Annotated in this window: 23 protein-coding genes; 11 read left to right on the top strand and 12 right to left on the bottom strand. The window is 36.8% G+C overall.

What is annotated here, in order from left to right; all coding sequences use genetic code 11:
• The first annotated feature begins 3 nt into the window (after window positions 1-3).
• Window positions 4-1,236, top strand: a complete 1,233-nt coding sequence (locus I6U50_RS04320) for an efflux RND transporter periplasmic adaptor subunit (RefSeq protein WP_198637980.1) — start codon at window positions 4-6, stop codon at window positions 1,234-1,236.
• Window positions 1,237-1,249: 13 nt separating this feature from the next.
• A complete protein-coding gene (tsaB, locus tag I6U50_RS04315) occupies window positions 1,250-1,909 on the top strand; it encodes a tRNA (adenosine(37)-N6)-threonylcarbamoyltransferase complex dimerization subunit type 1 TsaB (protein WP_198637979.1) in 660 nt (219 codons plus the stop codon).
• Here tsaB and I6U50_RS04310 read toward each other — a convergent pair.
• The 3 genes from I6U50_RS04310 to I6U50_RS04300 form a co-directional block, all read right to left on the bottom strand.
• Window positions 1,906-2,778, bottom strand: coding sequence for a mechanosensitive ion channel family protein (locus I6U50_RS04310; protein ID WP_193711362.1), 873 nt, complete (start codon window positions 2,776-2,778; stop codon window positions 1,906-1,908). The genes tsaB and I6U50_RS04310 overlap by 4 nt on opposite strands.
• Before the next feature lie 78 nt (window positions 2,779-2,856).
• The gene (locus tag I6U50_RS04305) at window positions 2,857-4,893 is read right to left on the bottom strand and encodes a thioredoxin domain-containing protein (protein WP_198637978.1); all 2,037 of its coding nucleotides are present in this window, start codon (window positions 4,891-4,893) and stop codon (window positions 2,857-2,859) included.
• A 69-nt stretch (window positions 4,894-4,962) separates the two neighbouring features.
• Window positions 4,963-5,163 carry a dodecin family protein gene (locus I6U50_RS04300; protein WP_193711360.1) on the bottom strand — a complete coding sequence of 67 codons (201 nt, stop codon included), beginning with the start codon at window positions 5,161-5,163 and terminating at the stop codon, window positions 4,963-4,965.
• 337 nt (window positions 5,164-5,500) lie between these two features.
• On the opposite strand from I6U50_RS04300, the gene I6U50_RS04295 reads away from it, so the two are divergent.
• The gene (locus I6U50_RS04295; protein ID WP_198638069.1) at window positions 5,501-7,753 is read left to right on the top strand and encodes an inorganic phosphate transporter; all 2,253 of its coding nucleotides are present in this window, start codon (window positions 5,501-5,503) and stop codon (window positions 7,751-7,753) included.
• 3 nt (window positions 7,754-7,756) lie between these two features.
• On the opposite strand, the gene I6U50_RS04290 is transcribed toward I6U50_RS04295, so the two are convergent.
• Window positions 7,757-8,680, bottom strand: a complete 924-nt coding sequence (locus I6U50_RS04290) for a NifU family protein (protein ID WP_198637977.1) — start codon at window positions 8,678-8,680, stop codon at window positions 7,757-7,759.
• A gap of 225 nt (window positions 8,681-8,905) precedes the next feature.
• On the opposite strand from I6U50_RS04290, the gene I6U50_RS04285 reads away from it, so the two are divergent.
• A complete protein-coding gene (locus tag I6U50_RS04285) occupies window positions 8,906-9,787 on the top strand; it encodes a PorP/SprF family type IX secretion system membrane protein (RefSeq protein WP_317192015.1) in 882 nt (293 codons plus the stop codon).
• Here the strand turns inward: I6U50_RS04285 and murI are convergent.
• The 8 genes from murI to I6U50_RS04245 all read right to left on the bottom strand — a co-directional run bounded on the left by murI (window position 9,784) and on the right by I6U50_RS04245 (window position 17,752).
• The gene (gene murI / locus I6U50_RS04280) at window positions 9,784-10,581 is read right to left on the bottom strand and encodes a glutamate racemase (protein WP_193711357.1); all 798 of its coding nucleotides are present in this window, start codon (window positions 10,579-10,581) and stop codon (window positions 9,784-9,786) included. The two genes, I6U50_RS04285 and murI, sit on opposite strands and share 4 nt — an antisense overlap.
• A gap of 70 nt (window positions 10,582-10,651) precedes the next feature.
• The gene (locus I6U50_RS04275) at window positions 10,652-11,161 is read right to left on the bottom strand and encodes an OmpH family outer membrane protein (RefSeq protein ID WP_193711356.1); all 510 of its coding nucleotides are present in this window, start codon (window positions 11,159-11,161) and stop codon (window positions 10,652-10,654) included.
• Window positions 11,162-11,204: 43 nt separating this feature from the next.
• Window positions 11,205-12,008, bottom strand: coding sequence for an OmpH family outer membrane protein (locus I6U50_RS04270; protein WP_193711355.1), 804 nt, complete (start codon window positions 12,006-12,008; stop codon window positions 11,205-11,207).
• 33 nt (window positions 12,009-12,041) lie between these two features.
• Window positions 12,042-14,660 carry an outer membrane protein assembly factor BamA gene (gene bamA, locus I6U50_RS04265; protein WP_193711354.1) on the bottom strand — a complete coding sequence of 873 codons (2,619 nt, stop codon included), beginning with the start codon at window positions 14,658-14,660 and terminating at the stop codon, window positions 12,042-12,044.
• Window positions 14,661-14,667: 7 nt separating this feature from the next.
• Window positions 14,668-15,408 (bottom strand): isoprenyl transferase, encoded by a 741-nt coding sequence (locus tag I6U50_RS04260; RefSeq protein WP_198637976.1) that lies wholly within the window; start codon window positions 15,406-15,408, stop codon window positions 14,668-14,670.
• Window position 15,409: 1 nt separating this feature from the next.
• Window positions 15,410-16,114 (bottom strand): type IX secretion system protein PorG, encoded by a 705-nt coding sequence (porG, locus tag I6U50_RS04255; RefSeq protein ID WP_193711352.1) that lies wholly within the window; start codon window positions 16,112-16,114, stop codon window positions 15,410-15,412.
• 100 nt (window positions 16,115-16,214) lie between these two features.
• Window positions 16,215-17,099, bottom strand: a complete 885-nt coding sequence (locus I6U50_RS04250) for an NAD kinase (RefSeq protein WP_198637975.1) — start codon at window positions 17,097-17,099, stop codon at window positions 16,215-16,217.
• Window positions 17,096-17,752: a CBS domain-containing protein gene (locus I6U50_RS04245; protein WP_193711506.1), complete on the bottom strand. Its 657-nt coding sequence runs from the start codon at window positions 17,750-17,752 to the stop codon at window positions 17,096-17,098. The genes I6U50_RS04250 and I6U50_RS04245 overlap by 4 nt, the downstream gene beginning before the upstream one ends.
• Before the next feature lie 91 nt (window positions 17,753-17,843).
• On the opposite strand from I6U50_RS04245, the gene I6U50_RS04240 reads away from it, so the two are divergent.
• The 7 genes from I6U50_RS04240 to clpP all read left to right on the top strand — a co-directional run bounded on the left by I6U50_RS04240 (window position 17,844) and on the right by clpP (window position 24,947).
• Complete coding sequence (locus tag I6U50_RS04240; RefSeq protein ID WP_198637974.1) at window positions 17,844-18,557, top strand: pyridoxine 5'-phosphate synthase; 714 nt, start codon at window positions 17,844-17,846, stop codon at window positions 18,555-18,557.
• Window positions 18,558-18,581: 24 nt separating this feature from the next.
• Window positions 18,582-19,346 (top strand): alpha/beta fold hydrolase, encoded by a 765-nt coding sequence (locus tag I6U50_RS04235; RefSeq protein ID WP_198637973.1) that lies wholly within the window; start codon window positions 18,582-18,584, stop codon window positions 19,344-19,346.
• Between the two features lie 118 nt (window positions 19,347-19,464).
• On the top strand, window positions 19,465-20,724 hold the full coding sequence (locus I6U50_RS04230) for an OmpP1/FadL family transporter (protein WP_198627360.1): 1,260 nt from the start codon (window positions 19,465-19,467) through the stop codon (window positions 20,722-20,724).
• 9 nt (window positions 20,725-20,733) lie between these two features.
• Window positions 20,734-22,326, top strand: coding sequence for an SGNH/GDSL hydrolase family protein (locus tag I6U50_RS04225; RefSeq protein ID WP_198637972.1), 1,593 nt, complete (start codon window positions 20,734-20,736; stop codon window positions 22,324-22,326).
• Between the two features lie 87 nt (window positions 22,327-22,413).
• Entirely contained in the window at window positions 22,414-22,755 is a 342-nt protein-coding gene (locus I6U50_RS04220; RefSeq protein ID WP_198637971.1) for a phage holin family protein, read from the top strand.
• 87 nt (window positions 22,756-22,842) lie between these two features.
• Window positions 22,843-24,165, top strand: a complete 1,323-nt coding sequence (gene tig, locus I6U50_RS04215) for a trigger factor (RefSeq protein ID WP_198637970.1) — start codon at window positions 22,843-22,845, stop codon at window positions 24,163-24,165.
• Window positions 24,166-24,269: 104 nt separating this feature from the next.
• On the top strand, window positions 24,270-24,947 hold the full coding sequence (gene clpP / locus I6U50_RS04210; protein WP_193711344.1) for an ATP-dependent Clp endopeptidase proteolytic subunit ClpP: 678 nt from the start codon (window positions 24,270-24,272) through the stop codon (window positions 24,945-24,947).
• The last annotated feature ends 32 nt before the right edge of the window (window positions 24,948-24,979 follow it).

Below are 24,979 nucleotides of genomic sequence, written 5' to 3'. Positions count from 1 at the left end.
ATCATGAAGAAAAAGACGCTTTTTATAATTATTGGAATTGCTGTAGCACTTATTCTATTGCTAATAGTGGGAAAAAAAGCAGGCTGGTTTGGAAAAACCGGTAATTTTAAAGAAGTAGAGATCACCAAAATAGAGCCTATAGATATTGTAGAAACTGTATCGGCTACGGGAAAAATTCAACCTGAGATTGAAGTTAAATTATCTTCGGAAGTTTCGGGTGAAATAATAGAACTTCCTGTGGTAGAAGGTCAGGCTGTAGAAAAAGGGGATTTATTGGTTAGGGTAAACCCAGACATTTATCAATCTAACGTGAATAGGGCACAGGCAGGCCTTGAAACTTCTCGTGCAAATTATGCTCAGGCTCAGGCAAGTTTAAAACAAGCGGAAGCAAATTATAACCGGAACAAAAGTCTTTTTGAAAAGGGAGTGATTTCGAAAGCTGAGTGGGATAGGGTTGTTTCAGAATATGAAGTAGCGAAAGCCAATAAAGAATCGGCCTATTACAATATGCAAAGTACATCGGCTACTGTAAAGGAAGCTCAGGATAACCTGGGGCGTACAAATATTTACGCACCTATGAGCGGTACCATTTCAAAATTAGATGCAGAATTGGGTGAAAGGGTTGTTGGAACCCAACAAATGGCGGGTACCGAAATTCTTAGGGTAGCCAACCTTACCAACATGGAGGTAGAAGTAGACGTAAATGAAAATGATATTGTAAAGGTTGAGGTAGGCGATTCTACTATTGTAGAGGTAGATGCTTATTTAGGAGAAGAGTTTAAAGGGATTGTTACCGAAATTTCAAATTCGGCCGATGCTGCACTTACCACCGACCAGGTGACTAATTTTAAAGTGAAAGTTCGTATTTTAGAGGAATCTTATAAAGAGCTTTTAAAAGAAAAACCTGATAATTATTCTCCTTTTAGACCCGGTATGACCGCTACAGTAGATATTATTACCAATAGAAAAGATGCTATTATAGGGGTTCCTATTAGTGCAATTGTAATAAAAAATGATACTACAAAGACCAAAAGCGAAGAACAAAAATACGAGGCCGTTTTTCTAAAAGATGGAGAAAAAGCTCAACTAAGAAAGGTTTCTACCGGAATTCAGGATGATAGTAATATTGAAATTACCGAAGGTTTAACCGAAGGAGAAACCGTAATTACAGGACCCTATAATACCGTAACCAAAAGCCTTAAAGAAGGCGATGATGTTGAGGTAATTAAGAAATAAGAAAACAAAAAACATGGCTTTAATACTTTGCCTGGAAACCGCTACCACCAATTGCTCTGTCGCACTTTCAAAGAATGGGCAGTTATTAGCTTTAAAAGAAGATAAAAGCAATAATTATTCGCACGCCGAGAAGTTGCACGTTTTTATAGATGAAATTTTAAATGAAAACAATTTAGGCGTTCAGAATCTGGATGCAGTGGCCGTTAGTAAAGGTCCTGGTTCTTACACAGGCTTGAGAATAGGGGTTTCTGCAGCCAAAGGACTATGTTTTTCTTTGGGTATTCCTTTAATAGCCATTCCTACCTTAAATTCGCTGGCTGCGCAAGCTGAACTTGAGAAAGGCTTTATTGTTCCCATGTTAGATGCACGCCGAATGGAAGTTTATGCCAGTGTTTTTGATGAAAATCTGGATGAACTAAGAGAAACTAAAGCTGAAGTCCTGGATGAAAATTCTTTTAGTCATTTTCTTGAAAAGAATACCACGGTATTTGTAGGAAATGGGGTAGAGAAATTTAAAGCAATTTGTACCCATCCCAATGCCAGGTTTATTTTAGATAAATTACCATCGGCAAAAGAAATGTGTTCATTAGCAGAAGCTAAATACAAAATAAGCGACACCGAAGATGTCGCTTATTTTGAACCTTATTATTTAAAAGATTTTATTGCCGGTTAATCGGCCTTGTTTTTGGACCTCTTTTCTACCGTACCGTTCATTTTAGTTTGATCGTAAAGATAAACATCTCTTTGGGGATAAGGAATTGTCATACCGGCTTCTTCCAGTCTTATTTTTCCTTCTTCAATCATATACCAGTGTAGATCCCAGAATTTACTGTTTTCAGCAAAATACCTTACTGAAAAATTAACTGAATCGGCGCCCAGTTCAGAAACAATAACTTGCGGTGCCGGATCTTTAAGTACATCTTCCTGCTCCTCTACAAGGTTTCTTAAAACTTCCTTGGCTTTCTTTAAATCATCATCATAAGAAATTCCAAAACTTAGATTTTCTTTTCTTGTACCATTATAGCTGTAATTAATAATATTATCATTACTTAATTCACCATTTGGAATTACCGCCCGCTGATTTCCGAAAGTATCTAGTTTGGTGTAAAACAACGATATCTCAACTACGGTTCCAGAAACCCCCTGTACTTCTATCCAATCTCCAACTTTAAAAGGTTTTAAAATTATTAAGATAACACCACCGGCCAAATTAGAGAGTGATCCCTGCATAGCTAGACCAATGGCTAAACCAGCAGCACCAAGCGCGGCTACCAAAGAGGCGCTCTGTACACCAAGTTGTGTGATAAAGAGAACAAATAATAATATTTTAAGTCCCCACCTTAGCGCATTTAAAGTGAAAATTTCTAAGGTTTTATCGTAATCTTTCTTTTTGAATAACTTTTCTACATACTTTACAATTAAACCTATTACCCAAAGGCCAATTATTAGGAGCGCTAAAGCGCCTATTAAAGTAGGTAGATAGTCAATAAATTTGTCTGCGTATTCTTTTGCGATATCGCCCCAATCGTCAAGTTGTTCCATAAGGTAAAATATTTTTAAGGCAAATTGACCAATATTTTTTCATTTAAAAGAACTTTTCTTGTTTAATTTTTGTTAAAATCATTTTAGTTTTTCAATGACTTTTTCAGCAGAGTTTAAAGGAAGATCGCACTTTCCGCCGCTACAGATATAAATTAAGTCTTTATTATCACTAAATCGGTTTTTTAGAATTGAAATTTCTGATGTCCTTGTAGAGCCTGCAAAAACACAGTTTGGAAGGAACTCTTGTTGGAGTTGCTTTTTTATAGAAAGTGCATTTTTGCCCATAATCGCTATTTCATTAAAAGACTCGGTAAAATTTAGCATCAAATCCAGCCAGTTTGCATAAGACTGCGGATGGGTTTCTATTTGAGGTTGAACTATTCTCAGCATTTTCTCCGATAAATCGTAATACTCCCTATTTCCTGTTATACAGGAAAGTTTAAATAGATTTTTGGCCATGACTGAATTTGAAGCGGGTATCACATTATCATTCAATTCATAGTTTCTGGTAATTAAAGCTTCATCTCTACAAGAGGTGAAATAGAACATTCCCGATTTTTTATCCTGAAAGTCTTCAAGGCAAACCAGGATTAATTGTTTTGCTATTTCAAGCCATTTTTCTTCGAAAGTGGCTTCATATAAATTAAGAAAGGCTTCGGTACAAAGGGCATAGTCTTCCAGGTAAGCATTTATAGAGCTTTTACCATTTTTAAAACTATGCCAAAGCCTATAATCTGTTTTTAACTGGTGTTCTTGAAGAAATGCTGCATTTTTTAATGCATTTTCAAGGAATTTTGGTTCTCCAAAAGCTTTATAGGCATCTACATATCCGTTTAGCATAAGGGCGTTCCAGGAAGTTAAGCTTTTATCGTCCAGTTCGGGTTTTAGTCTATTGTCACGTTCTTTTTTTAAAATTTTAGTCCAGTGTTTTTTCTTTTCTTCTAGTTTTGATGGTTTGAGTTTAAATGTCTCGGCAATCTCTTTATCGCTTTTAGATCGAATAAGCACATAATTGTTCTCTTCCCATTTCCCGAACGAATTTATATTATAGTAGGCTTCAAATATGTAGAAGTCTTGCTGAAGTAACTTTTGTAAATCATCTTTCTCCCAAACATAATAGGCACCTTCTTTTTTGTTGTCGCTTTTATCTTTACTGTCTGCATCTAAAGCAGAATAAAAGGCTCCGTTATTAGCTGTTAATTCCTCTTTTATAAAATTAAGGGTTTTGTAAACCACTTCTTTGTACCATTGGTTTTTCTTGAAAGCAAAAGCTTTGCTGTAGAGACTTACCAGTTGAGCATTGTCGTAAAGCATTTTTTCAAAATGGGGTACATGCCAGCGCTCATCTACCGAGTATCTTGAGAAACCACCGCCAATATGGTCAAAGATCCCGCCATATGAAATCTTGTTTAAGCTATGTATACAATGTTCAAAGACATCCTTGCTATCGTGTTGCACGGCATATCTGAATAGAAAAGACAAGCTTACCGGAAGCATAAACTTAGGGGCTCCCTGCGAACCGCCATTTTTAAGGTCAAATGTTTTTTTCCATTTTTGCAGCATATTATCCAAAAATTGAGGAGCAAAGGGGGTTTCTTCTTTGGGAGTTTCAATGAGTTGTAGCCGTTTTAAACCTTCTTCCAGTTTAACGGCATAGTCTTTCATTTCGTTGGGTTTAGTATGGTAAAGTGTAGAGAGTTGTTTTAAAGCATCTTTCCATTGGTCTTTTCTAAAATAGGTGCCACCCCAAACAGGTCTGCCGTCTGGTAATGCTACAATATTCATTGGCCAACCGCCTGTGCCTGTCATTATTTGAATAGCATTCATATAAACCTGGTCTATATCGGGGCGTTCTTCTCTATCAACTTTTATATTTACAAAATGCCGATTCATAATTTCGGCAACAGATTCATCTTCAAAGCTTTCGTGTTCCATTACGTGGCACCAGTGACAGGCAGAATAGCCCACGCTTATGAGTAGGAGCTTATTTTCCCTGCGCGCTTTTTCCAGGCTTTGTGTATTCCAGCCTTCCCAGTTTACTGGATTGTGGGCGTGTTGTAGTAGGTAAGGACTTGTTTCGTTAATTAGTTTATTGGTAAATTTAGGTTTGGCCATATACTATTTTTAAAATTAAAAACGCTCCCCGGAATCCCAGGGAGCGTCTATAATATTTTTGAGTAAAAATTAATTGACTACAAAAGAGATTTTCACATTAACCCGAAATTCGGTAATGTTTTCTCCATTTACAAGTGCACTTTGCTCTTTAACATAAACAGATTTTATATTTTTAACTGTCTTAGATGCGTGTTTTACAGCTTTCTTGGTAGCGTCTTCCCAACTTTCGGTTGAATTGGCCAGGATCTCAATTACTTTTATAATAGACATGACTTTTAGTTTTAGAGTGTTATAAATCAGTTTACTATTAAAAATAAACAGATTTTTGTATGGGATGCTGGTTTTTTAAAAAGCGGGGGATTTTACTAGTTGTCTGTGCTAATATCAGTTGCTGAAATTTAAGCCTGGAAACTCTTTAGAAGTTTTAAAACTTTGAAAGCAATTAAAAATGAAACTTGTTAAACCATACTAGCTTTTAGGTTGAATTTTTAGGATCACAAAAGCTGGATTATTCATCTACGATTTAATTAAAGTTTTAATAACCTTCAAAAGGCTGATAATATGAAAAAATCGCTGAATTTTGCAAGTTGAAATGATTTTTGTTCACATGCAGGATGTTTACTTAATAATTCTTGGACTCTTATTTATTCTAGCTATTACAGATTTAGTGGTTGGGGTGAGTAACGATGCTATTAATTTCCTGAATTCTGCTGTGGGTTCCAAAGCGGTTTCCCTTCGCTCTATTTTAATTATTGCAAGTCTTGGTGTAGCGGTAGGTGCGATATTTTCTAGCGGATTGATGGAAGTAGCCAGAAAGGGAATTTTTCTTCCGCAGGAATTCTTTTTTGAGGAAATCATGATCATTTTTATGGCTGTAATGCTTACCGATGTCTTGCTGCTGGATTTCTTTAACTCCCTTGGCTTGCCAACATCTACTACGGTCTCAATTATGTTTGAATTACTGGGAGCGGCTGTTAGTATTGCTCTTCTGAAAATCTTTACTACCAATAAAGACCTCTCCAGTTTAGTAGATTTTATAAATGTAGAAAAGGCCTCTGAAGTTATTGTTGGGATTTTGCTGGCCATTATTATAGCCTTTGTAACCGGTGCATTGGTGCAATATTTTTCACGCCTGGTACTTTCTTTTAAATATGAAAAGAGACTGAAATATACCGGAGCTATTTTTGGTGGAGTTTCCCTGGCCGCCATTTTCTATTTTATCCTAATTAAAGGCCTAAACAGTTTGGCTTTTGTGTCTGATCATTTTGTAGAGGATGTTCATAATAACCGTATAGAGATTATCATTTTTAGTTTAATAGGTTTTACAATCCTTTCAAAAGTCTTAATCAGTTTTTTTAAGGTTAATATTCTTAAAGTTATTGTGGTTGTTGGAACTTTTGCCCTGGCTCTTGCCTTTGCAGGAAACGATCTTGTTAATTTTATAGGTGTGCCCATCGCCGCCTGGCAGTCTTATGAAATATGGAGTGCTTCTGGTGTAGCGGCTTCCGAATTATTAATGAGCGACCTGGCTGGGAGTGTTCCCACTCCTGAAATTATTTTGATTTTTGCAGGAGGCGTTATGGTACTTACCATTTGGTTCTCCGGAAAAGCTAAAGCAGTGGTAGATACCGGTGTAAAATTATCCAGGCAAAATGAAGGTTCAGAACGTTTTGGAGCCAATTATTTATCTCGAACTATAGTAAGGTACTCCATGATGTTTGGAAGTGCGGTATCAGACGTGATTCCTGATAAAATTAGAAAAAAAATAGATGTACAGTTTGAAACCCCTAAAACGAAAACCCCAGGAAGGGAGATTGCCCCACCCGCATTCGATTTGGTTAGGGCTTCTGTAAATTTAGTGGTAGCTAGTGTCTTAATTTCTATGGGAACCAACTTACAGCTTCCGCTCTCTACAACTTATGTAACTTTTATGGTTGCTATGGGTACTTCGTTGGCAGATAGGGCCTGGAATCAGGAGAGTGCTGTCTACAGGGTTGCAGGTGTTCTTAACGTTATTGGTGGTTGGTTTGTAACTGCCCTGGTGGCTTTTCTGGGTGCCGCGCTATTTGCTTTGCTTATCTATTTTGGTGGGCTTGTAGCTATTACTATCTTGATGTGCATAACTGCTTTTTTTGTTATCAAAAATACCCTTGCACATGCCAGGAAAACAAAGGCCAAGAAGCAGCAAAAAAAGTATAAACGTACAGATATTATTACCATTAATGAAATTACCTCTGAAAGCTCGGTAAATATTTCTCAAGTGATTTCCGGGATTCAGAAAAGATATACCAAAACTGTAGATAACTTGGGGTATCACGATCTGGGCAAGCTTAAGAAAAATAATAAAAAAGTAAGTGAATTAGAGCGGGAGGTAGACGAGCTTAAAGGGAATGTTTATTATTTTATTAAATCATTAGATGAAGACTCGGTAGAAGCCAGCCGTTTTTATATTCATCTATTGAATTATTTACAGGAAATGGTTAACTCTACCCGTTATATTACCCGGAATTCTTTTGAGCACGTAAATAACAATCATAAAAACCTCAAGTTTAATCAGATTCGGGATTTAAAAAAGATAGATAAAAAGCTGGAACAGTTATTTTCAGAAATAAAATATACGTTTAATGAACACGATTTTGAGCGTTTAGACTCTATCCTTGCTGAAAAGCAAGCATTGCTCGATACGATTTCTGAATTGATAGAGAAACAAATTAAACGAATAAGGACTTCAGAAAGCAGCCCTAAAAATACCAAACTGTATTTTGGGCTTTTGCTGGAATCTAAAGACCTTATTTCATCTACGCTCAATTTAATTCAACTGTTTCGTGAATTTTATGTTGAAGCAAAATCTACGCTTTAGCAGTTACCCGTTTACCGCTTCAACATAATCTACTTTTCCGCGAAGCATATCTCTTAGCATGGTTTCAATACCGCTTTTAAGAGTCATTGTGGAAGAAGGGCAACCGCTACAAGCTCCCTGCAGTATAACTTTTACAGTTTTGTTATCGGGGTTGTAGGAGTCAAAAAGAATATTTCCGCCATCACTTGCTACAGCAGGTTTAATGTATTCATCTAAAATGGCGATCACTTGCTTTGAAGTATCATCAAGATCCTTGATTTCCTGGCTAACCTCCGGATTGGCCGGGTGGGTAGCTGCTTCAGTTTGTTGCGGAGCCGAAGCTTCGGCCTTTAAAACCTCTTTTCCATCCTGCAGATAATTGGTGATAAATTCGCGCAGTTCAAGGGTTATTTCTTCCCATTCGGCTACATCGTATTTGTGTATAGAAACGTAATTAGAATCTATAAAAACCGCTTTTACGAAAGGAAAATGAAAAAGTTGTTGTGCGAGTGGAGCATCTTTAGCTTCATCAATATTCTTAAATTCTACGGTTTTTAAAACCAATTTTTTATTCGCAACAAACTTCATTACTCCTGGGTTTGGAGTACTTTCTGCATATACAGTAACCGGAACATTTTTGGTTTGGTCGGTTTCTTTTTTAATTACTACACCGTCCTTGTTTAGAAAATCTTCTATTTGTACGGCAACTTCTTCCTGAACATCCTGCCATTCCACAATGTCATATTTTTCTATCGCGATAAAATTTTGCGCAATGTAAACGGTCTTTACAAATGGCAGATAAAATAATTGTTGTGCTAATGGGGATATTGCGGCTTCATCTATATTATGAAATTCATAATTTTCGTGGCGTGTTAAAAACTTATTGGTTTCAAATTTTATAATTCCGGGTTTGTTGGTGCCTTGTATATTTACGGTAAAATTGCTCATATCAAATTTTTTGCGAAAGTACTAAAGAAAACTTAGTTAATCTATATCTTTACCTTTCTTATGGAGATTAAATATTTATTTATCAGGTGTTTTAAAGCTAATCAACTTACAATAGTTTCCCAAAAAAGTTTTTTCATCCTATTTTGCTATTTCCTGTGTTTCTCGGCCAAAGCCCAGGAAGTGATTCCTGTTTATTCAGATTACTAAACCGACAATCTTTTTCTTATTCATCCATCTATGGCGGGTGCTGCCAATAGAAATCAAATAAGGCTTACTGCCAGGCAGCAATGGTTTGACGTAGCTAATGCCCCCAGCTTACAAACACTAGCTATAAATGGTCGGGTTGGGGACAAACTGGGAGTTGGGGGGATTGTGTTTAATGATAAAAATGGAAATTTTTCTAAAATTGGAGCTTATGCCGCAGTAGCTTATCATTTACTCTTCTCCAGAAGTGAATTAGATCTAAACCAGTTGTCTTTTGGCTTAAGTGCTGGGATTATTCAGCATAGGTTAGATCAAAGTAGTTTTAATATATTCGATCCTATTGTAAGCAGTAATAAGCTTTCTGATGTTTTTGGGAATATGGATCTTGGAATGTCTTATTATTACAGAAATTTCTATGCTCATGTGGCCGCTAAGAATATGATTTCAGTTAGAAGGGAGCTTTTTTATTCTGATGCAGTACCCAGCAATCAGCGAAAATATCTATTTTCTACAGGTTATGTATTTGAAAACACTACCGATTGGAGCTACGAACCCTCTATTTTATACCAATTGCGCGAAGCAACTAATGAAATGAATATTGATTTAAATATGAAAGTTTATCGCAATGTAAATATTGGGCAGGTTTGGGGCGGTCTTTCTTATAGAAATAGTTTTGAAGGTGCAGAATATACGGCTACGGGTAATAAAATGAAAAATCAGCAGTTGCGGTATATTACTCCTTTTGTAGGTTTGGATTATAAGAATTTTATGTTTGGTTATACTTTTACATACCAATTTAACTCTGTGGTTTTAAGCAATAACGGCTTTCATCAAATTAGCATTGGATATGATTTTGGGAAGAGTAGGGGACGGTGGAATTGTAAATGCCCGGCGGTTAATTAAAAATCCAGATAGGAAACTTTATAAGCATATTTTAAGGCCTCAGTTAATTGTTCCAATACTTTGGGATTGGTGTTGCTAAAAAACTCCGGAACTGGCTTTTCTACTGTTTGCTCATTCGCTAATAAGTTATTTGAACTTAGAATAGATTTGGTTTGTCTTGCAACGGCCTCGCCAGAATCTATAACAATTACATCTTCTGGGAGTAATTCCTTTAGTAAGGGGATAAGGTAGGGGTAATGGCTGCAGCCCAATACCAGGTAATCTATTTTATTTACAAAAAAAGGTTCCAGTAGTTTAAGTAAAAGGCTCCTCATTTGGGGAGAATCTAGTTCCCCTGCTTCAATGAGTTCTACAAGGCCGCGACCTTCTACTTCTACTATGTTAATATTCTTTGCGTAAAAATCTGAAGTCTGTGAGAATAGTGTACTTGTTAAAGTCCCCCTGGTGGCTAGTATGCCTATGGTTTTTGATTTTGATTTTAATGCCGCCGGCTTAATTGCCGGTTCAATACCAATAAAGGGAATGGAGTACTCATTTCTTAATTCCTTTATGGCGTTTGTAGTGGCAGTATTACAGGCAACAATAATAATTTTGGCGCCCATATCCAGTAATTTCTCCGTGTTTTTCCGGCTAAGATCTTTAATTTCTTCAATGGGTTTTTCTCCGTAGGGTGCGTTTTTACTATCAGCCAGGTAGATGGTTTTTTCAAAAGGGAGTAATTCGTGAACTTCCCGCCAAATGGAAGTTCCTCCAACGCCTGAATCAAATATTCCTATAGGTTGTGTAGTACTCATTACTACAAAAATAAAAACTGCGCCTAAAAGGGGCGCAGTTTTTAATCTTTATTTATATGTTGAATGAAAATTACATTCCCAATTCAGCTTTTACATCGGCCATAAGGTCTTTACCATCGGCAAGGATTACTCCGGTTCCTGTGGTAGAATCCAATACATAATCAAAACCTTGTTCTCTGGCTACTTTTTGGATAGCTTCACGAGCTTTTTCAATTACCGGTCTAATTAGATCGTTTTCTTTCTTTTGAAGTTCCTGTCTGGCTCTTTGGCTATGTTCCTGTATTCTTCTTTCGGTAGCCTGCAATTCACTGGCTCTCTTAGCGTTTTCTTCTTCTGTTACTGTTTCGGCTTCAGATTGGTAACGCTGCATAGTATTTTGAGCTTCGGTAAGCATATCTTTAATCTCTGCATCATAAGTTTTCTCTAACTTTTGAAGCTGTGACATTGCATCTTTATAAGCAGGCATAGTTTCTACTAACTCCTGGGTTGCGATATGGGCAACTTTGGTTTGTGCACTTGTAAATGCAGTAGCTCCTATGGTTAATGCAAGGGCTATAAAAAGTGTTTTGAATTGTTTCATTTTAATTGCTATTAATTGTTTAAGTATTAAGGTTAAAAATTATTTAGTTTATTGTATCTTTTTTGGTTCGTGCCGCTTGAATTGAATCTCTTTTTTCTTGTCTTTCTCTTAAAATTCTTTCTCTGCGTTCCTCAAATTTTTTCTGTCTAGCTTCTTTAATAGAGTCCTGTTTTCTTCTTCTTTCTTCTATTAAAGCTTCGCGTTCGTTCTTTCTGTTTTGGATAGCTTGTTCTCGTGCACTTAATTCTTCATCTTCTTCTGCTGTGCGAGCTTCAGCTCTTTCTAGTTCCAGTTCTTCTTGTTTTGTTTCAATTTGCCTTCTGTTAGCAGCTCTATTTATGCTCCTTAGCACCTGGTCACTTAAATCAAAACGGTTTTTTGCAAAAAGCATACCCGATTCAGCATTTCTGTCAAATATAAAGTCAAAATTCCTGGTCTCGGCTATTTCCTGAACTGCAGCGAAAACCTGATCTTGAATAGGCTTTATCAATTGCCTTTTTTGGATCATATAATCACCTTTTGGGCCAAAACGTTTTTGTTCATATTCTGTAGCTTGTTCTTGCTGATAAGCGATTTCTTCTTCCCGCTCTTCAATTAATTCGGGAGTGAGTAGCGCTCTTTCGTTTTCAAGACTACTTTTCATTTCGGCAATTTCGTTGCGTTTTTGCTCAATTTCAATTTGCCAATCTTCAACTCTTTGATCTAGTTGAGTTGAAGCTTGCTGATATTCGGGAACATTTTCAAGGATATACTCCATATCTACATAGCCTATATTCATTGGTTTTTGGGCATAAGTCCCAAACCCAAGTGAAATAAAAACTATCAATAAAAATGTTCTTCTAAGCATACTTAAAACGAATATAGAAAATATCGTGCCAAATTAAAATTGCTGTCCAATTATGAAATGTGTTTCCCATCCATTGGCTCCGGGTTGTCCCCCAATAGAATCAAAACCATATCCAAAATCTATACCTAGTAAGCCAAAGGCAGGCATAAAAATTCTCAACCCTGCGCCGGCAGATCTATTTAATTGAAAAGGATTAAAGTCCCTAAAATTATCGTAGGAAGCACCTGCTTCCAAGAATGTAAGGGCGTAAATAGATGCCGAAGGTTTTAGGGTGATTGGGTATCTTAATTCTAAAGAGTATTTGTTATAGATAGTGGCACCATCATCGTTAACCCCAGCCGGGCGGTCTAAAGGTACTACAGATTGATTAGGGTAACCTCTTAATTGAATGGTTTCTCTACCATCTAAACTAAAAGCGCCAAGGCCATCACCCCCAAGAAAGAATCTCTCGAAAGGAGGTACACCGCGATCGTTGTTATATGCTCCAAGGAAACCGTATTCAGCGTTGGTTCTCAATACAAGTTTATCGTAGATTTGAGTATACCACTCTCCACTAAACTTAACCTTGTAAAATTCCAACCAGTTAAATTTCTTCTGATCTATTTTTCGTTGGTCACCAACTGCGTTTTCAGGAGTAACCCTGTCACCTTGTTGGTTTATTAGATTTCCGTTTTCATCTTCTAATTGGTATTCCCTTTTTTCGGCTAAATTGGCATAGTCTACACCATTCCAAAGCGAGTATGGAGGAGTGAATTTAGCTGTAAGCTTAAATTTAGAACCTCCCATTGGGAAAATTGGGTTTACATAAGTATTATCTCTAGTTAGGCCAAATGTGTAGGTGAAGTTATTAGAGTGCCCGTCACCAAATGTAAATAGGCCGGTGTTATAATTGTTTAAATTATAACGCTGAAAACCTAGTGAGTGTGATACAGTAATATAAGGATCTGGCACTGTTAAACGTTTCGCAAGGCCAATATTTACACCAAGTATATCAAAACTTCTACTCCTGTCTGCCTCTCTGTTTATATAATCAAATAAGAACTGTCTTGTATAAGAGAAAGACGTTTGAAGGCTTACCGGTTTTTTACCACCAAGCCATGGCTCCATAAAGGATAAGCTGTAGGTTTGATAAAAAGTACTTGCCTGCGCCCTAAGTGAAAGTGTTTGTCCATCTCCCATAGGTACAGGTTTATAGGCTTCTTTATCAAAAATTCCAGATAAAGAGAAGTTGTTGAAAGAAAGCCCTAAAGTACCAATAAAGCCACCGCCACCATAACCACCTTGTAGTTCTATTTGGCTGGCACCGGCTTCTACCACAGAATATTCAAGATCTAAAGTACCAGATTGTGGATCGGGGTCTACAAATTTTGGTTCTAATTGTTCTGCGTCAAAGAAACCTAGTTGCCCAAGTTCCCTTACAGTATTTACTACATCTTCCTGACTATATTTTTGCCCGGGCTTGGTTCTTAATTCACGGTAAATTACGTGATCTTTGGTTTTGTCGTTACCAGTTACTTTAATATTGTTGAAATAAGCCTCTTTTCCTTCAACAATTCTAATTTCAAAGTCTATGGTGTCGTTATAAACATTGGTTTCAACAAGGTTTATATTAGAGAATAAATAACCATTATTTTTATATAGGTTAGAAAGATCTTCCCCATCTGGTTTGGTTTCATCGGCAATTCTTTTGTCTAGAAGTACCCCGTTGTAAACATCTCCTTTTTTTATACCCAGAACACTAGCTAACTGGACATCTGAATAAACCGAATTTCCTAGAAAATCGATGTTTCCAATATAATATTGATCCCCCTCTTCAATTTTAAGATTTAAAGCAATGGTTTCGTCATCTATTTCAACCAAAGAGTCTTTTACGATTCGGGCATCACGGTAACCACTTTCTTTGTATTTATCTATAAGGCTTTCTTTATCTTCCTGATAGTCTGCCCTTACAAATTTAGATCTTTTCCAGAAGCGAATAATATTCTTCTGTTTTGTGTTTTTCATAGACCTTCTAAGCTTTGCGTCAGAAAATTTTTCATTTCCGCTAAAGCTAATTTCAGAAATCTTTATACGATCTCCCTGGTCTATATCTATTAGCATATTAACCAGGTTCACGTTGGCCGTAGTATCGTTTACCTCACTAGTGCTAATTTTGGCTTTAGCATTAAAATATCCTTCTTTTCGATACTTGCTTTCAATATAGTTTTTAGTGGTAGTAATAAGGTTTTCTGAAACTTTAGTGCCCGCTCTTAGCTTATTCTCCTTAATTATTTCTTCCTGTTCCCTTTTCTTAAGTCCGGTAACCTTTACTTTATTAAGCTTAGGAACTTCCTGGATTTCAATTTCCAAATCGGCTACATTGCCATCGCTTACGTTGGTGATATAGAAATTGATATCGCTAAATTGATCAATATCCCATAATTTATTGATAACGCTACTTATTTTATCACCGGGAATATAGATTTCTTCACCTTTTTTTAAGCCGGTATAAGCAATTACAGTTTGCTCGTTAAAACTAACGGTACCGGTAACTTTTATATCTCCAATTACATACTTCTTTCCATCTGCTAGTGGTAAGCCCTGGGCTTGGGAAGAAATACTAAAAATTAAACTAAAGGCTACGGCCAGAAGGCTTACTATTTTTTTCGTCATGGATGCGCTAACTAAGTTGCTCACTGGTTTTTCCAAATCGTCGTTCTCTATTTTGATAATTGTAAATGGCCTCAAAAAGATTTTCTTTCCTAAAATCTGGCCATAATATTTTTGTAAAATATAATTCGGCATAAGCAATTTGCCATAAAAGGAAATTGCTTATACGTTGTTCTCCGCTGGTTCTGATCAATAAATCTACCTCTGGAAAATTTCGGGTGTAAAGATGCTGATTTATAACCGATTCATCAATAGCATCGGCAGTTATTTCATTATTTTTAACTTTCAGGCTAATTTCTCTTATAGCAGAGCTTAATTCTTCACGAGAACCATAACTAAGCGCAAGGTTAAGGACCATGCGATTATTGGCTTTGGTTTTCTCTATCACCTCATGAAGTTCTTTGTATACCTTTTTAGGCAATGTTTTTAAGTTACCTATGGCATTTAACCTGATATTATTCTTTTGAAGTGTTTTAATTTCCTTTTTTAATGAGGAAACCAAAAGGCGCATTAGGGTATCTACTTCTAATTTTGGCCGATTCCAGTTTTCTGTTGAAAAAGCATACAGACTTAAATACTCAACCCCAATTTCGGCAGAAGCTTCTACTACGTCACGTACAGCTGTGGTGCCTTCTTCGTGCCCTGCTGCTCTTAGAAAGCCTTTTTGCCTTGCCCACCTACCATTGCCATCCATAATAATGGCAATGTGTTTCGGTAATTTTTTAAGGTCTATATTCTCTTTGTAATTCATATTAAAATCGGCTATAGCAAGGTTTCCTTCCCCACGAAAAGGTGAAGTTTACACCGGTAAATACATACCAGTCGTTGGTGTTTCTATTTCCAAATTCTTTTTCAGGCATTCTATTCCCAAAAATTTCTTCGGGCCAGCTTCCATCCAGGTTGTCGGTAAAGGTGTAACGCACTCCTATTTCCAAAGCGCCTACTATGCCTTGTGTAATACTTTCTTTGTAACCAAAAATTACAGGAATTGAGAAATCCCAGTTGGCACCTTGATTTTCGAGTTCGCCATTAGGGAAATTCGCATTTAATAATAAATGGTCGGCTCTAAAATAAGTGATACCGGTATAAAGATATGGTGAGCTTTGTGGGTGGCCTTCGTGAAGGTCGAAACTCCAGAAATTATATTCTAAGCCTAGAGAGGCTTCAGCGATTGTATTGGTAAAGGAATATCCTCTTTTTGCTCTTCTGGGATCATTAGAATTAGCATCATCGGCACTTATTTCAGCATATAGAAGGGAAAATCTAAACGCATGGCGTGCGCTACGATTCCATTTAATAAGTGCACCGCCAACCAGATTGTTGGGAAGTACAAAATTGGTTCGGCCTACATCGCCAATATAATTAGCGCCACCAATATATGGTCCCGCTTCAAATGTTTGCGATTGCGTTTTTGGAGTAAAAATAAGCAAGATTACTACAACTAATAGGTACCTCATAGGTTTTCAAAAGTTTGCAAATATAACAATAATGTTTGCTCTACAATAATTTGAGCAAATTTGTATATGTTCTTAAACAGTTTTTAAAATCATTTATTGCTTAATTACGCTTATCTTCTCCCCACATAAGCTTTTTTCGCAGGGTTTGGAGAAAACTATCGCCTTTAAGTTCAACAAGGTTTATGGTGTAGGGTGCTTTTTCTATAATAATTTCAGTATCATTTTCCAGAGTGGCAATTCTGGAATCCATAGAGACTAAATGAGATTCTTCGCGGCCAGTTACCCTAAGGGTTATTTTGGTATCGTCTTTTACAACCAGGGGTCGCGCATTTAAATTGTGTGGTGCAATTGGGGTGATAATTATAGAACCTGCATCTGGCGTAATTACAGGCCCTCCGCAACTAAGTGAGTAGCCAGTAGAGCCAGTTGGGGTAGATACAATTAACCCATCTGCCCAGTAAGAGTTTAAATACTGGTCGTTTAACCAGGTATCTACTGTAATCATAGATGTGGTGTTCTTTCGGCTTACGGCTATTTCATTTAAAGAGATATTCTTAAAAACAGGATCATGGTTGGGAGGGTTTGTGCTTATATTTAATACCGTACGTGAGGAAATACTAAAATTCTTTTGCAGTATGGTCTCTAAGCTACTTTTAATTTCCTCTTTTTGCATGGTAGCCAAAAAGCCTAATCTTCCCGTATTGATGCCTACAATAGGAATATCTAAGTTTCTAATGTAGTTGATAGATTTTAAAATAGTGCCGTCTCCACCAATGCAAAAGAATAGGTCGAAGCTGTTATTTAGTTCTTCGAATGTACTAAAATGCGAATAGTCTTCAGTAATTGTTTTGTTTAAATGAATAAGTTCCAGGAAATTCTTTTCAATAATTACATTGATGTTTTTGCGCTTTAGTAATTCCAGAAGCTCTCCAATATAAGTTCCGGCATTAGTATGGTAAAACTGACCGTATATACCTACTTTCATATATTCAGGTATTTATCCAGATATTTAGAGCGGTCTCTAAGATTTTTGTTGAAATTATCTTCCCTGTGCTCTGAAATTATTTTATAACCATACCTACGGAAAGACTGGATGATTTCATTTATTCCCGACGGACTTAATTTGATGGTGATTTGAACCACATCATTTTCAATTTTTGAAATAAAAGACCCCAAAATATTGGCGCTGTTCGATTCTATTATTTGAGCAATTTCACTAAAAGAATAATCCTTGCTCCCTTTTTGAATTACAATAATATTTCCGGCTTCGCTTAAAAATGGTGTTTCGTTAAATAATGCGATAATCTCGTTAAGCTCTACATAACCTAAATAGTGATTTTCTTCGTCCAAAACGGGTAAAATATTCGTGTTATTTTGTGCAAAACGCTCTAAAATATCCAACCAAAAATCGGTGTTTCTAACAAAAAAGCCTTCTAAGGCATACTGGTAATCTTCTAAAGATTTTTCTGCTTCAAAACAGCGAATATCATTTTCTGAGATACAACCCATATAGATACCGTGGTTTTCTACCGGCAAATGCGAATAGGTTAGCTGATTGAACAAGTCTTGAACTTCCCCAATCTTATCAGAAAAATGCCTTATGGAGACATCGTTTATTATAAAATTATCCATCTTCATGATGTCGTTTCCTTTATGATGCAAATTAATTAAAATAAAATTCATTAGAGCATTCCCAAGTTTGTATTTTTGTTAAACAAAAGCTTATAAAATGACGAAATTAAGTGTAAACATCAACAAAATAGCGACTTTAAGGAATGCCCGTGGAGGAAATATTCCCAATGTGGTTGAAGCTGCTAAAAATATAGAATCTTATGGAGCACAAGGTATTACGGTGCATCCAAGGCCAGATGAAAGGCATATTGCTTATAAAGACGTTAGAGATCTTTCGCCGCTTGTAAAAACTGAATTTAATATTGAAGGAAACCCGGTGGCTAAATTTATTAACCTGGTAATGCAGGCAAAACCGGCGCAGGTAACTTTAGTTCCAGATGCTGAAGATGCAATTACTTCAAATGCGGGTTGGGATACCCTAAAAAACAAAGGGTTTCTTCAGGAAGTGATTCAGGAATTCAAGAATAATGGGATTAGAACTTCTATTTTTGTAGATCCCGACGAGAAAATGATTGAAGGAGCTGTGGAAACAGGTACAGACCGCATTGAATTGTATACCGAAGATTTTGCGGTTAAATTTGCGAAAGGGGATAAAACTGCCGTAGCACCTTATAAAAACTGTGCTGAATTAGCGCATAAATTAGGTTTGGGAATAAACGCTGGCCACGACCTGTCTTTAGAAAATATTAAATTCTTTAATGATAATGTGCCGCACCTGGATGAAGTTTCTATTGGGCACGCATTAATTGCTGAAGCACTTTATATGGGGCTCGAAACTACAGTGAAGAAGTATCTGGAGCTGCTTAAATAATTTGTTTTAGAAATAGACATAAACATGAAATTAAACTCTATAATAATAGGAGAGGGGCAACCGCTCTTAATTCTCCACGGATTCTTGGGCATGAGTGATAACTGGAAAACCATTGGCAATAAACTTGCTGAGGAAAAGAAAATCCAGGTTCATCTTATAGATCAACGTAACCATGGTAAAAGCCCGCATACAGATGCTCATAGTTATGAGTTAATGGCCGAAGATGTATCGATGTATTGCGAACAACATGCCCTGTCTAATGTTATACTTTTAGGACATTCTATGGGAGGTAAAACAGCAATGCTTGCTGCAGCAAATTATCCTGAGCTAGTGAAAAAGCTCGTAGTGGTAGATATTGCCCCAAAATACTACGAGCCGCATCATCAGCAAATATTGGCTGGTTTAACAGCTTTGGAAGAGGCTAATTTGCAATCCAGGCAGGAAGCCGATAAAAAACTTTCAGAATTTATTTCAGAAAAACCGGTACGACTTTTCCTGCTAAAAAATTTAAAGCGTAAATCTGAAGGTGCCTATTGCCTTAAAGTTAATTTAGAGACCCTAAAAAAGAATATTGAAGAGATTGGCAGGGCGTTTCCGCAGGATAAAGCTTTTAAGAATCCCAGCCTTTTTATAAAAGGTGGGGAATCGAATTATATTAAAGAAGAAGACGAAGAAAAAATAAAGAGTCAATTTCCGGCAGCAGAAATTAAAGAGATTAAAGGGGCAGGTCATTGGGTTCACGCTGAGAAAATGAACGACTTCTATAAGGTTTTGGTAGACTTTCTTTAAAATCTTTCTGAATTTATTATGTGTGCATAATAAATATCGCAATTTTCTTTAGTAATATGTAATTTATGCTAAATTTGAGGCTAGAAATTATTAGAATTTTATAAAATCCAAATCAATTATGAAAAAATTACTTTTCCTGGGTCTTTTTGGCCTAATGGCGGCGGTAACTTATGCCGGTGGGTATAGGGTGAGCCTTCAGGGGCAAAGATCGCTTGCTATGGGGCACACAGGAGTTGCAGTGGTTAACAACGCTGAACTTGCTTTTTTTAACCCTGCAGGGCTTGTGTATCTTGAAAATAAGATAAATGTAGCTGCAGGTGCCAGTGCAGTATTTTCTAATGTAAAATACCAAAACTCAGAATTTGGGCTCAGTTCTGAAACCGATAGCCCTGTGGGTACCCCTTTTTATGTATATGGTTCTTATCGAGTAAACGATTGGCTAAGCTTAGGTTTGGCGGCTTATACTCCTTACGGAAGTAGTGTAGAATGGCCAACAGATTGGGCAGGATCCCATTTGGTTAATAATATAGATCTTCAGGCTATATATATACAGGCTTTAGCTTCGGTGAAAATTTCAGATAAAATAAGTGTGGGTGGTGGACCAATTTATGTAAACGGATCTGTAAACTTTAATCGAAACCTAAACCGAACTTTAACCGATATTGATGGAAATCGATCTAATGTAACTGTAGACGCCAGTGGTGTAAGTGCTTTTGGATGGTCTGCTAGTGCTATGTATAATGCGACTGAAGATTTGCGTTTTGGTGTTAATTACCGAAGTGAAATTATTGTTGAAGCCGAAGATGGAGATGCTACTTTTGAAAATATCCCAAATTCACCATTAACACCGTTTCAGGATACTAATTTTGATGCCTCCCTGCCAATGCCGGCTGAGCTGTCTGTAGGGGTCTCATATAAGCTTTTAGATAAATGGCTTCTTGCTTTCGACTATAATATGACTTACTGGGACGCCTATAAATCATTAGATCTTGATTTTGCAAACCCACAAATTCCTGATTCTAAAAACCCACGTAATTACAAAAACTCATCTACCTATAGATTTGGTATGCAATATTTGGCAAATGAAACTATTACTTTAAGAGTGGGTTACTACTTTGATGAGTCTCCGGTACAGTCTGGATATTTTGCTCCAGAAACGCCAAGAAATGATGCTCATGGATTTACCGGTGGTCTTTCGGTAAATATTAACGATAGGTTCTCTATTGATGCTGCTTTCCTTTATAATAGATATGAAGAAGTAGACGAATCTTATGCTCCTAACCCTGGTGATTTTCCAAATTACGAAGGGGCTCCTTTTAAAGGAACGTATAAAACTTCTGCCTTTATTCCAGGGCTTGGTGTAACCTACAAATTATAAAACTAGAAGATGAAAAATTATTTTAAATATATAGTAGTAATGGCGCTGGGAATTGTTTCCTGTGAGCCAGAATTTGACAATCCGGTAGATGAAAAAGATGCGTATACTAATGGAGAAGCCGATTTTTCAAGATATGTAGCATTAGGGAATTCACTTACGGCCGGTTACGCAGACAATGCCTTATATATTACAGGGCAGGAAAATGCTTACCCTAATATCCTTGCGCAGCAGTTTGAAAAAACTCAGGATATTGAGGAGTTTACAATTCCTTTTATGAGTGATAATGCCGGTGGCTTGTTGTTGGCTGGAAACCAAATTACCCAAAACCGATTGGTTTTAGCTGTAGATGCAAATGGTGACCCTTCTCCGAGGGTTTATACCGGAATGCAACCAACTACCGAAGTTGGAAATGTTTTACAGGGGCCATTTAGTAATTTAGGTGTGCCGGGAGCTAAATCTTATCACCTTGGATTTTCTGGTTATGGTAATGTGCAAAACCTGGCCACACAATCTGCTAACCCATATTTTGTGCGTTTTGCTTCTTCTCCCGAAGCTACAGTGTTAGAAGATGCACTTGCTCAAAACCCAACTTTTTTCTCTTTATGGATAGGGAACAATGATGTTTTAGGATACGCTACTTCTGGGGGAACCGGGGAGACTCAAACCGGGATGAATCCTGCTGAGTATGGGCCGGACGATATTACAAATCCAATAGTATTTAATACTATTTATCAGCAAATGGTTCAGGCTTTGTCGGCTTCTTCCAGTGGAGGTGTTTTAATTAATATCCCAGATGTAACTTCAGTGCCATTTTTTAATACGGTTCCATTTAACCCATTAGACCCTGAAGATCCTGATCAAGCAGATTATGCTGCACAAATAGATTTGCTTAATTCTACTTTTGCTCCACTAAATCAGGCTTTTACTTTTCTTTCTGCGGAAGATAGAATTGTTGAGTTTTCCAAAAGCGATCGAAGTGCTGTCCTGGTACACGATGAGAGTATTCCAGATTTATCAGCAGAATTAACTCAGGTTCTAATTGGAGGAGGTTTAGATCAGGCAACTGCCACTCTTTATGGTATGCAATTCGGTCAAATGAGACCAGCGAATTCTGAAGATAGAATTCTACTTACTGCGTCAAGTCAAATTGGAGGAGTAAATGCCGAAAGAATGCAGGAGTTGATGGAGGCTGGTTTGGATCAAGCCACGGCAGGAAGGTTGTCGGTAAATGGCATCACCTATCCCTTACAGGATGAGCTTGCATTAATACCGGAAGAGCTAGCTATAATTGAAAATACTGTAGATGCTTATAATGTGATAATCTCTCAAGTGGCTCAGGCAAATGGTTTGGCCTTTATAGATGCCAACGCTATGTTAAATCAATTAGCCAATGGCGGAATTCCTTATGATGGTGGTACTATTACTTCCACTTTTGCTACAGGTGGTGCTTTTTCTCTTGATGGCATTCATTTAACCCCTCGTGGGAATGCAGTAATCGCTAATGAGATTATAAGCACGATCAATGAAACTTATAATGCAGATATACCTAAAGTAAATCCAGGTTCTTATGCTACCGTTACAGCAAGTAACGAAGTGCAATAAAATTAGCTTTTTGCAAATACAAAAATAAAAACGCCGGAAAATTTCCGGCGTTTTTGTATTTTTCAGAAACTATCTAATTATAATAGTATGAATTTTATATTACGAATTTTACTTACTGCATTAGCAGTAGTGATCCTGGCTAAACTTCTACCGGGTGTTGTTGTAGAAGATTATTTAACGGCTGTTATTGTAGCATTGGTTCTTGCTATACTAAACCTTTTGGTGAAGCCTATTTTGGTGATTTTTACCTTACCGGTAACTATTTTAACATTGGGCTTGTTCTTGCTGGTTATTAATGCTGTAATTATACTGCTGGCCGATGCTTTTGTGACAGGTTTTGGAGTGAGCGGTTTTTTTATTGCACTCATTTTTAGTTTGCTTTTATCCCTGTTTCAATCTCTTTTATTTTCGATATTGGGAAAAGATTAGGAACTATACTGGAATTCAATAATTTGAAACTTTGTTGGCTTAGGAAAAAAGTGTAATTTTGCACTCCAATTTTTATAAAAAGTCAAGATGAATATTACCAGAGAGAATATTGATGAATTGAATGCGGTGGTAAAAGTAGATATCGCCAAAGAAGACTATGCCGGTAAAGTTGAAAAAATCCTAAAAGATTACCGTAAAAATGCCAATATTCCCGGCTTTAGAAAAGGGCACGTGCCTATGGGAATGGTAAAGAAACAATACGGTCAGGCTGTTTTGGTAGATGAGGTAAATAAACTTTTACAAGATTCACTAAATAAATATCTTACCGAAGAAAAACTGGATGTTCTTGGAAATCCACTTCCTAAAGAACAGGAAAACTTCGATTGGAATGAAGATGCATATACTTTTGAGTTCGAACTTGGTTTAGCTCCAGAATTTGACGTAAACCTTGAACTTGAAAAGCCGGTAACCCATTATAATATTGTGGCAGATGAGAAAATGGTGAATAACCAAATCGAGTCTATTAGAAAACAATATGGGAAACTGATTTCTAAAGACGAAGCTGAAGAAGGTGATATTGTTGCCGGTACTTTTAAAAATGAGGAAGAAGGAATAGAGAAGGAAACTTCAGTAGAGTTAGAGAAACTTAAAGGAAAAAGAAACCTTAATAAGTTTGTTGGTGCTAAAGTTGGCGATACCTTTAGTGTAAAAACCAAAAACCTTTTTGAAGACGATCACGAGTTAATTCAGCATTTAGGAGTTGATCACGATAAAGCCCAGGAGCTGGATATAGAAGTAGAATTTACGGTAAGTGAAATCAATCACAGGGAATTGGCTGAACTTAACCAGGAGTTATTCGATAAACTTTTTGGAGAAGGTAAGGTTACTAGCGAAGACGAGCTTAAAGAAAAGATAAAGGAAGATGCAGCAAAGCAATTTAAGCAGCAAAGTGACCAACAGTTAATGAACGATGTGACCAAGCAGCTTATTGAGCAAACTAAATTTGAACTTCCTAAAGAGTTTCTTCAAAAGTGGATTCAAACAGTTGGTGAAAAACCAATGACAGAAGAGGAGGCCAAAGAAGAATACGAAAAGAGCGAAGAAGGTTTACGCTACCAATTAATTGAAGGTAAAATTGTAAACGAAAACAAGCTTACAGTAGAGTTTGAAGACCTTAAAACTTTTGCAAAAGAAAAGATTAAAGAACAAATGGCGCAATTTGGCCAAATGAATCCTGAAGATAAAGAACTTGACGATATTGCAGCAAGAATTCTTTCTAACCAGGATGAGGTTAAGAGAATGTCAGAGCAGTTAATGAATGAGAAGTTGCTTGGTTTTTATAAAGAGAAAATGTCTTTTGAAGAAAAAGAAGTTACTTATGATGAATTTGTGAAAGAGATTTACGAGTAAGCTTTTTCTATAAATTTATACTTATATTTAAGGCGTTAAACCAGTTGGGTTAACGCCTTTTCACTTAAAAGACAGCTAAGAAAAAAGCTTAAAAAAGAAGATTGATGGATTACGGAAAAGAATTTGAAAAATACGCCACTCAACATCACGGTATAAATAGCAATTATTACCAAAAAATAGTGAGCAGTATGACTCCTACAGGGATGACTCCTAATATTATTGAAGAGCGCCAAATGAATGCGGTGGCAATGGATGTTTTCTCCAGGTTAATGATGGATAGGATTATCTTTATGGGTACCGCAATTAACGACCAGGTTGCGAATATTATTCAGGCGCAAATGTTGTTTTTGGAAAGTACAGATGCTTCTAAAGATATCCAAATATACATCAACTCCCCCGGGGGTAGCGTTTATGCCGGTCTTGGAATTTATGATACTATGCAGTTTATAAAGCCAGATGTAGCAACAATTTGTACAGGAATGGCAGCCTCTATGGGTGCAGTGCTTCTTTGTGCCGGGGAGAAGGGCAAAAGAAGTGGTTTGCCACATTCAAGGGTAATGATTCACCAGCCTTTGGGTGGTGCCCAGGGACAGGCCAGTGATATAGAAATCACCGCAAGGGAAATCTTAACACTTAAAAAAGAACTGTACGAAATTATTGCTAAACATTCCGGGCAAACTTATGAAAAGATAGAGGAAGATAGTGATCGTGATTACTGGATGAAGGCCGATAAAGCCAAAGAGTACGGTATGATAGATGAAATTTTAACGAGAGAAGGATAAGAATTAATTTTCATCTAATTATTTTATAGATT

This window comes from Salegentibacter maritimus (assembly GCF_016236975.1).
In the GTDB taxonomy this organism is placed as follows: Bacteria; Bacteroidota; Bacteroidia; order Flavobacteriales; family Flavobacteriaceae; genus Salegentibacter; species Salegentibacter maritimus.
This window is presented reverse-complemented; position numbering and strand designations above follow the sequence as displayed.